The sequence below is a fragment of the Leptolyngbya sp. ST-U4 genome (assembly GCF_039962215.1).
Lineage (GTDB): Bacteria > Cyanobacteriota > Cyanobacteriia > Elainellales > Elainellaceae > Leptolyngbya_A.
Genome location: NZ_JAMPKZ010000016.1, coordinates 93,694 through 103,251 on the forward strand (window position 1 = coordinate 93,694; position 9,558 = coordinate 103,251).

The 9,558-nt window shown below is 53.1% G+C and carries 5 protein-coding genes; 2 read left to right on the forward strand and 3 right to left on the reverse strand.

Translation table 11 applies throughout. From position 1 onward, the window contains the following. Positions 1-262 precede the first annotated feature (262 nt). Positions 263-1,609, forward strand: coding sequence for a glutamine synthetase family protein (locus NDA02_RS19950; protein WP_242067337.1), 1,347 nt, complete (start codon positions 263-265; stop codon positions 1,607-1,609). Between the two features lie 54 nt (positions 1,610-1,663). Here the strand turns inward: NDA02_RS19950 and NDA02_RS19955 are convergent, their stop codons facing one another. The 3 genes from NDA02_RS19955 to NDA02_RS19965 all read right to left on the reverse strand — a co-directional run bounded on the left by NDA02_RS19955 (position 1,664) and on the right by NDA02_RS19965 (position 5,931). Next, the gene (locus NDA02_RS19955) at positions 1,664-3,649 is read right to left on the reverse strand and encodes a penicillin-binding protein 2 (RefSeq protein ID WP_190791988.1); all 1,986 of its coding nucleotides are present in this window, start codon (positions 3,647-3,649) and stop codon (positions 1,664-1,666) included. Between the two features lie 100 nt (positions 3,650-3,749). After that, entirely contained in the window at positions 3,750-4,445 is a 696-nt protein-coding gene (locus NDA02_RS19960) for a hypothetical protein (RefSeq protein WP_199296545.1), read from the reverse strand. Between the two features lie 202 nt (positions 4,446-4,647). Then, entirely contained in the window at positions 4,648-5,931 is a 1,284-nt protein-coding gene (locus NDA02_RS19965) for a Glu/Leu/Phe/Val dehydrogenase (protein ID WP_190791994.1), read from the reverse strand. A gap of 478 nt (positions 5,932-6,409) precedes the next feature. Between NDA02_RS19965 and NDA02_RS19970 the strand changes: the two genes are divergently transcribed. Beyond that, positions 6,410-9,268, forward strand: a complete 2,859-nt coding sequence (locus tag NDA02_RS19970; protein WP_190791989.1) for a cation-translocating P-type ATPase — start codon at positions 6,410-6,412, stop codon at positions 9,266-9,268. The last annotated feature ends 290 nt before the right edge of the window (positions 9,269-9,558 follow it).

Sequence of the window (9,558 nt, forward strand, 5' to 3'; positions counted from 1 at the left end):
TGGACAGCCGCTTTAGTAAAAGCTATTCTTTCAATCATTATTTTTTCAACCAAAGGCGCAAGAATAGGCTGTTTAGCTTGTCATCCAATGAGCGTTAGCAATTTGTGTTAAAAATTCTTGGCTTCTAAAGTAGCTAATTCTCAAAGGCGACACTAAAACACAGTCATACAACAGTGATATAGATGAGCAATGCGGACTATAGAATCTGCTTGCCAAAGATAGAACTCCCCGTCACAATGGCTTTCAAACTCAGGCAGAATCAATGGTGAAAGCGATGATGCAAGACTGGCAGCGGCTCCTTGATTCAGCAGCAGTGCGCTTTGTGCGGATTGTCTGGTGTGATAATGCGAATGTGATTCGGGCGAAGGCATTTCATACGGCATTTTTGGAAGAACATCAGGATTGGGGCATTGGGATTTCGATCGCCCAACAAGCCGTTCCCGTGATGGCTGATGCGCCTGCGCCAGAGAGTGGTTTGGGTCCGGTGGGAGAAGCCTGGCTAGTGCCGGATTGGTCTACGCTTGCGCTATTGCCCTATGCCCCCGGTCATGCCCGTGTGGTGGGAAAGATGATGCGTGAGGGGCAACCCTGGGCACTTTGTCCGCGCAGTTTTTTGCAGCGCATGATTGCTCAGGCACAGGCAATCGGCTTAGAGGTGAAAGCAGCGTTTGAGAACGAGTTTTATCTGCTGTCCCGCAGCAGCGAGGGAATTGCGCCCGTCGATCGCACGCTGTTTGGTGCGTCGCTGAGTATGGATCAAAATCGAGCTGTGATTGATGACATCGTGGCTGCCCTGATCGCCCAGGGAATTGCAGTCGAGCGGTATTATCCAGAGTCCGGCCACGGTCAGCATGAAATTTCGATTCGCTATACTGGGGCACTCACAGCCGCCGATCAGCAGATTGCGTTTCGCGAAACCGTTCATGGTGTTGCCCTTCAGCATGAGCTGATTGCTTCGTTTTTGCCCAAGATCTTTGCAAACCAGGCAGGCAGCGGTTGTCATCTGCATCTAAGTTTGTGGCGGCAGGGGGCAAATCTCATGCCTGACCCACAGCAACCGGGTGAACTGAGTCCGATCGCCCTGGCTTTTGTTGCCGGGATCCTCGATCATTTGCCTGCGCTGATGGCAATCACGACACCCAGCGTCAATTCCTACCGTCGGTTGCAGCCTCACTTCTGGAGCGGCGCGTTTCGCTGCTGGGGCAAAGACAACCGGGAAGCAGCCGTTCGGATTCCGAGCAGTCCCGTTCCACCGAGTCCGACCCATCTGGAACTAAAAACCGTGGATGCGTCTGCCAATCCCTATTTGGCTCTGGGAGCCACGGTCGCTGCTGGGCTGGACGGTATCCGACGCGCCCTCACGCCGGGTGAAGAAGTGACGATCGATCCCGGTAATTTCTCAAAAGCAGAACGGCAGCAGCGCAAGATCGATCGCTTACCTTCAACGCTGGGTGAGGCGATCGAGCATCTGAAGCAGGATGAGCATCTTTTGAACGCGCTGGGAACCCCGCTGACACAGGCATTTCTGGCAGTACGGCAAGCAGAATGGGCAGCGATGCAGGAAATGACGCTGGAGGAGGAGGTGGGGATGTTGCTGGAGCGGTACTAGGGGGTGGAGAAGTGAGAGGTGAGAGTAAGGGGATGAGGAGATAAGAAGTGAGGTTTAAGGTTGTGCGGGTTCTTCCTGGGGCTGATCAGTGGGCTTGGCAGGGGGGAGATGGTCGATCGCAATAATCGACTCCATGACGGATTTGACGATCGGTGCAGTGACAGTTGAACCATAAGCATCATCGCCCTGCGGCTCATCGACTACTGCCAGCACCACATAACGGGGAGCCTCAACCGGGAAAATGCCAACAAAGCTGGTGATGCGTGCGCCGTCGATATAGCCTCCGTCGGGGCTTGCTTTCTGAGCGGTTCCCGTCTTTCCAGCGATGCGGTAGCCAGGAATCTGAGCAGCCTTTCCGGTTCCTTCCTCAACAACGTGTTCCATCATGTTCAGTACGGCGTTTGCCGTTTTGGGTGAGAAGACTGCTTCGGGCGTAGGCAGGTCCGGCTTCCAGACCAGGCTTTCATGGGGGTCAACCAAGCCTCTCACCACATGGGGCGTAACTCGCTTACCACCGTTTGCCAGCATGGCGTGAAGCTGAAGCAGTTTGATCGGCGTGAGCGAAAAGCCCTGTCCAAATGCGGTGGTCGCGGGTTCAATCACGGATTCGGTAAACTGCGTGTAGTCCTTAAGCTGCCCGGTCGCTTCCGAGGGCAGATCAATTTCTGTTGGCTGATTGATCTTCAGCTTTTCGAGCCAGCCGTAGTACACACCGGGCTGTAGCGTTTCCATCAAATGCACCATGCCCACGTTGCTGGAATGCTGCAAGATTTCAGTGAGGGAAAGCTGTCCGCGCCCGCCTGCGTAGCTAAAGTCTGCGTTTTGAATGGGCCAACCGTCTACTTCGATCGCCCCTTCGTCGTAGAAAGAAGCATCGGAACCCACAGCTCCAGATTCCAGCGCGATCGCCACGTTAACGGGCTTAAAGGTTGACCCCGGCTCATACAGGTCGGTCAAAATCCAGTTTTTCAGCTGCTCGATTTTTGCTTCATAAAACTTGTTGAGATCAAAGGCAGGGGCGGAGACCAGCGATCGAATTGAGCCGTCCTGCACATCCATAACCACCACAGCTCCCCGCTTGGCGTTGTACTTCTGCATTTGCCCATCCAACGCAGAACGAGCCGCCCGCTGAAGCCGACTGTCTACTGTAAGCTGAAGCCGCAAATCGTCTTTCTGATGCTGAAGAAAATGCTCGGGCAGGTTAATGGGCACAATTCCCCCATCACCCGATCGTCTGAGCGTCATTGACGCGATCGACTGCTCAATCTGAGGTTCTAGAGAAGCTTCAACGCCGGACTGACCCTGGCGATCGGCATTCACAAATCCCACAATTTCCGGAAAAAGAGCCTGCTGCGGATAAATCCTTTCCTGCTCAGGAACCAACTCTAAGCCGTCGAACCCCAGAGTTGCAATTCGCTCCTGGGTATCTTCTGAAATATCATCCCGAACTCGAATACCGCTTTCCTGAGCTTTAAATTTGTCCATTAACTGCTGCACCGACTGTCCCACGATCGGCGCCAAGTCTGCGGCAACCTTCTCTTTAGCTTCGTTAAACAGAAAAGGATGGGCAAATAGCGTATAAACGGGCTGATCGATCGCCAGCACATTCCCGGATCGATCCACAATCGGACGACGGGGCATGACCGGGCGCAGATCGAGCACCTGCTGTTCTTTTGCTCGTTCTTGCAGCATCCCTGCCTGGAATACTTGAATTTTCAGCAAATTGAGCAGCAAAAGCAGCATTGCACCCAGCATAATCAGCCAGACAATCAGCAATCGCTGCCGCTGCACCTTTGGCGAAATCCCAAAAGAACCGGAACCAGAACCCGAAACTTTTCGATCGCGCTGGACTCGATCGCGTCGAATGGGGTTTTTCGATCGAGAACGCGCTACAGAAACCGAGCTAAAGCGGTTTTCCCGGCGGGACGATCGCTGCTGCGGAATTGGAGTTCCTGAGGCACGACGGCGACTTCGGGCAGAGGCACGGCGCGAAAATTGGGCAGCAGATTGAGCAGAAAACGGGAAAGGAGGAGTAGCCATCGACCAACTCGAAACAGGGAGTGATGCCAGAACGATAATCTGAACAGAAAAATTCTGCTCAACATTAAATGTCAAAAAATGTTAAACAGAAAATGCCGAATTAATAGCCCAAAGGACGGGCAGGAATTGGAGTATCCGGCATAGGGGTTACTTCAGGGGCAGTCGCAGGACGCAGGGGGGCAGGACTGAGGAAAATTGTGCTGTTGGGGTCGGGTGGCACTAAACCTGTTCCCGGCTTTTCTGCCTGCTCTGCCATCTGATTTTTAAGAACTTCGTTAGTCGTGAGAAACTGCCGTTCCCGCTTCTGCAATCGCTCGAGCTGCCGATAAGCGTCGCTCCATCGCTGCTGGGTGTAAACCGTCCAGCCATAAACGCCCAGTCCTGCAATCACCAGCAAGAGCGTAATCAGCGTTGATCCCTGCTGTAAGGCAAACAGTCCCCGCAGCCAGAGGGGAAGCGGCTGGGGCTGGGGCAGGCTTCGCACTGACGATCGCTTTGCAGCCGAACGGGTTGTGGCTTTCCCTAAGGAAGATTGCTCCAGATGGCGCAAGTTGGCTTCTGGGGCGATCGATCGCAGTTTTCCTGCCGAAATCGTCAGGTCTGAAGCAGGATCTGAGACAGGATTGGTTTGCCGCAGCGGAACCACTTTCGCTCTACCTTGCTTCGCCTCTCCCCGAGTCGATTGCTTCGCAGTTCCTCGAAGTGAAGATCGCGTTGCCGAATTTTTCCGACGGGGTGCTGTTGAGGAGCGGGACGATTTCCGCCGAGCAGCACTGGGATCAAGCACAGCCGTCATAGCCTTTCACCTTTTAGAATGACCCTTCAGAATTTAATCTCTACTGCTATAGCACGATCCCATTAATTCAGCACGACTAACGCTAGATAAAGGAGTTTTCCACCACAGCCAAGTGCATGAATCTGACCGTTCCAAAAGTATAAGGGGGACTCGTGCGATCGTCACTTTTTTTGCGGAAGGATTCCTGACTGAATTGGCAAGCTTAGCTGCGGTAGTCTTCCCGCGTACCTCGTGTCCGCAGAGCTTGTCCCAGGCGATCGAGGGCATGAACATAGGCGGCGGTTCGCATTGAGCAGGAAAGCTCTTTTGCCGTTACCCAAATCCGCTCGGTTTCCTCGGTCATTTTTTCATTGAGGCGGCGGTTCACTTCTTCCAGGCTCCAGTAAAGCCCGCTGCGGTTTTGCACCCACTCAAAGTAGCTAACTGTGACGCCGCCCGCATTGACCAAAATATCGGGAAACACCTGAATTCCCTTGCTTTCCAAAATTGCGTCGGCTGCCGATGTAATGGGTCCGTTTGCCACCTCGAAAATGTATCTCGCCTGAATGCGATCGGCGTTCTCAGCAGTGATCTGGTTTTCGAGCGCAGCCGGGATCAAGATATCAACATCCAGTTCGAGCAGTTGCCCATTGGTGATGACTTCATGGTCAATCTGGCTGCACACGCTGCCCCTGCAATAAACTGCTTTGATGCCGCGTGTTGCGTCTTTGATTTGGCGGACGCTGGGGATATCCAGTCCTTGTGCTGCATAAACGCCGCCCTGCGAATCACTGACCGCCACGACTTTGTAGCCTGCCCGGTAGAGCAATTCTGCCAAAACTGCTCCAGCATTGCCAAATCCCTGGACAGCTACCGTCGTTTCGCTAGGTTTGCGATCGAGCTTCGGCATCAGTGTTTGGATCGAGAAGAAAGCCCCCATTGCGGTTGCAGTTTCACGTCCGAGGCTGCCGCCCATGGTGATCGGTTTGCCCGTCACAACTCCAGGGGTAATTTGCCTGCGGATCGTGCTGTACTGATCCATCATCCAGCCCATGATCATGGCATTCGTGTAGACATCGGGGGCGGGAATATCCACATCGGGTCCAATAAAGTCGGCGATCGCGTCAATGTAGCCTCGGCTCAGGCTTTCTAGCTCAAATTTAGACAGCTCCTTAGGATTCACGGTCACGCCACCCTTTGCGCCGCCAAACGGCAGATTCAGCACGGCACATTTAAAGGTCATCCAAAATGCTAAAGATTCAACTTCGTCGAGCGTCACGCCCGGATGAAAGCGAATCCCACCTTTTGTTGGACCCCGGCTGTCGTCATAGCGGACGCGATAGCCCTGAAAAACACGTAGCGAACCGTCATCCATTCTCACTGGGATCGAGACGGTAAGGCTAGCTTTGGGTGCTCTGAGCCGTTCGATCGCATCTTCGCCGATCGTCACGTAGCGCAAAGCTTTTTCAAGTCGAGTATTTGCGTCAGATAAAAGAGAACCGGACACTTGATGAGCGATCGTGCCGGAGTTTGGGTTAGACATTCGATGCCTCCTCATTGCGGAAATTCTCAATGACTTCTCAATGGCTGAGCAGGAGACGACTGAAGCGATGGTTTGAAGTGATGATTTGAAGCGATGGTCTGTCCTGCTATCTCTATCTTTCCCGAAAAACTGTAGCAAAAACTACAATTTATTATTTATTGAGTAAAAGATACAAAACTAAATATTAAAGGAGTGCGGATTGCTCCTATTCTCTGGCGCTTATTATGCAGGAATAGGTTGTGCCCCAAACAATTTACTTCTCCAGGTTTTACGTTTTATCTTTTTTTAATAGTTATCCTTAGAAGAGAATATTGTTAAATTGCTAGCCGCAAAATAATAGCGGAGCTTATCCTGATCGCAATAGGATGGGTCTGATGAGTCTTTTTCATAACGACTAGCCCTTCTTATTCCCAGACCTTCAAAATTTCCTGTGAGCTGATTCATGACTACCGATGTTCCGTCTTCTCAAACTCCACTCTGGTACACACTGGAAGCTGATAAAGCGGTCCAAATTCTTCAGGGCGATCGACAAGCAGGATTATCCCCAGAACAAATCGCCGAACGGCAGCGGCAATATGGTCTCAACGAGCTAGAAGAGACAAGCGGGCGCAGCTCTTGGGAAATTTTGCTTGATCAGTTTAAGAACATTATGCTGATCATGCTGATTGCAGTTGCCCTTATTTCCGGCGTGCTGGACTTAATCGATCTCCGGGCAGGCACTGCTTCGCCAGATGAAATTCCCTTTAAAGACACGATTGCAATTCTGGCGATCGTCATTCTCAACGGCATTTTGGGTTACGTGCAGGAAAGCCGCGCTGAAAAAGCTCTGGCTGCGCTGAAGAATTTAGCTTCGCCCCGTGTGCGGGTGCTGCGCGACGGCAGAATCAGCGAAATTGATGCAAAGGATGTGGTTCCGGGCGATGTGATGATGGTGGAAGCCGGAGTGCAAATTGCCGCCGATGGTCGTTTGCTGGAAGCGGCGAACCTGCAAGTTCGGGAAGCTGCCCTGACGGGAGAAGCCCACGCCGTCGTCAAGCAGGCAAACGCCCAACTACCCCAGGATGCTTCACTGGGCGATCGGGTCAATATGGTGTTTCAGGGAACCGAAGTTGTAAATGGGCGCGGCAATGTCCTGGTGACGGGAACGGGAATGCGAACCGAGCTGGGCAAAATTGCCACTCTGCTTCAGGGCGTTCAATCTGAGCCGACTCCGCTCCAGCAGCGGATGGACCAGCTCAGCAAGGTTCTGGTTTCAGGTGCCCTGGCACTGGTGGCGATCGTCGTCATTGGCGGGGTTTTGGCGACCGGAATTGGACAGCTCCGCGACTTCCTGGAAGTGTCGCTCAGTATGGCGGTTGCGGTCGTTCCCGAAGGTCTGCCTGCAGTCATTACCGTCACCCTGGCACTGGGAACGCAGCGAATGGTGCGCCGTCAGGCTCTCATCCGTAAACTGCCTGCGGTAGAAACCCTGGGTTCGGTGACAACGATTTGTTCGGACAAGACCGGAACGCTGACCCAAAACAAAATGGTGGTGCAGTCGGTGCATCCGCTCTCTGGGTCGCTTCAGGTGACGGGCGAAGGCTACGTTCCTGAAGGGCAGTTTTTCCATCCGGGCGAAACGAAACCGATCGAGGCTCCCGATAAAGCCGATCTTCAAGCTCTTCTGCTGGCTTGTGTTTTGTGTAACGATGCGGCTCTGCAAACTGAAAAGGGTCAATGGGCAATCATCGGCGACCCAACCGAGGGCGCATTGCTGGTTGTCGGCGGCAAAGCCAGACTGATGAAAGAGCCACTGAATAATCAGCTTCCCCGGGTGGGCGAGTTTCCCTTTTCTTCCGAACGCAAACGGATGAGCGTTGTCGTCAAAGATGCGACCGGAGAAATGCACCAGCAATTCCCGACGTTGTTGTCTCCCAATTCGCCGCTGGTGATGTTCTGTAAAGGATCGCCTGAACTGGTGCTGGAGCGGTGTCAGCAGGTGATGGTGGGCGATCGCGTTGAGACTCTGACCGAGGCGCAGCGTCAGCAGATTCTAGAACAAAACAACCAGCTTGCCGGACGCGGACTGCGGGTTTTGGGCTTTGCTGCCAGACCGCTGACCCAGATGCTTCCCGAAGGCAATGAGGACAACGCAGAACAGGATATGGTCTGGCTGGGGCTGGTGGATATGCTTGATGCGCCCCGACCCGAAGTGCGCGATGCCGTAGCCCGCTGTCGGACGGCAGGCATTCGTCCGGTGATGATTACCGGAGATCACCAGCTTACTGCACAGGCAATTGCAGAAGATTTGGGCATTTCTTATCCAGGTGATGCAGTGCTGACTGGGCGGGAACTGGAGCGGTTTAGCCAGCAGGAACTAGAGCAGCAGGTCGATCGCGTTGGCATCTACGCTCGCGTTGCACCCGAACACAAGCTGCGAATCGTGCAGGCGCTCCAGAATCGAGGCAAAATTGCCGCCATGACCGGAGACGGGGTGAACGACGCACCTGCCCTGAAGCAAGCCGATATCGGGATCGCGATGGGCATTACCGGAACCGATGTGAGCAAAGAAGCCAGCGATATGGTGCTGCTGGACGATAACTTTGCCACGATCGTTTCTGCGGTCGAAGAAGGACGGGTTGTTTATACGAATATCCGCCGCTTTATTAAGTACATTCTGGGATCGAACATTGGAGAAGTGCTGACGATCGCCGCTTCCCCGCTTCTGGGTGCGGGTGGTGTTCCCCTGACTCCCCTACAAATCCTTTGGATGAACCTGGTTACGGATGGTTTACCTGCACTTGCCTTAGCGGTTGAACCTGCGGAACCGAACGTGATGAACCGTCCGCCCCACGACCCGAAAGAGAGCATCTTTGCGCGGGGACTGGGCTCATACATGGTGCGAATTGGAATCGTGCTGGCAATTATCGCGATCTCGCTGATGGTCTGGGCATATGGCTACACCGAGCAGGTGCAAACAGAACTGCTGGTGCGCGATCGCTGGAAAACGATGGTCTTCACCACGCTTTGTCTGGCACAAATGGGGCACGCATTGGCAATTCGCTCGAATTCTCGCTTGACGATCGAGCTTAACCCGTTCACCAATCCGTTCCTGCTGCTCGCAGTGGGCTTAACCAGCCTTCTACAGCTTGCACTGGTGTATGTGCCGCCTCTCCAAGACTTTTTTGGAACTCACTATCTCAGCCCATTTGAGCTGCTAATTTGTATTGGTTTCAGCTCGTTGATGTTCGTTTGGGTCGAACTCGAAAAATTGTTCTTCCGGTTCTACTTCAAGAATCGTGAGGCAAAAGTGCGAGCGTAGTGGGATTGGTCGATCGATCTGAATTCTAAAGTTGAGAAGACAGAAGCCTGCTAATGCGGGCTTTTTTATTGGGATTTTAAGCGTTGCTGAATAGAAATATGAAGAACCCAACTAAGCTCCTGCATCTCCCCCTAAATCCCCCAATGCTGGGGGCTTGGAGGATTAGTTCCCCCAAAGCTAGTAGTTCACCAAATAAACTTTGCCTAGTTAGCATGCTTTAATTTAGGATAGAGATGCCCTAACCGAATGCGCGCACCTGCACTGGAAAATCTCCAATTGACCCTGGCTTT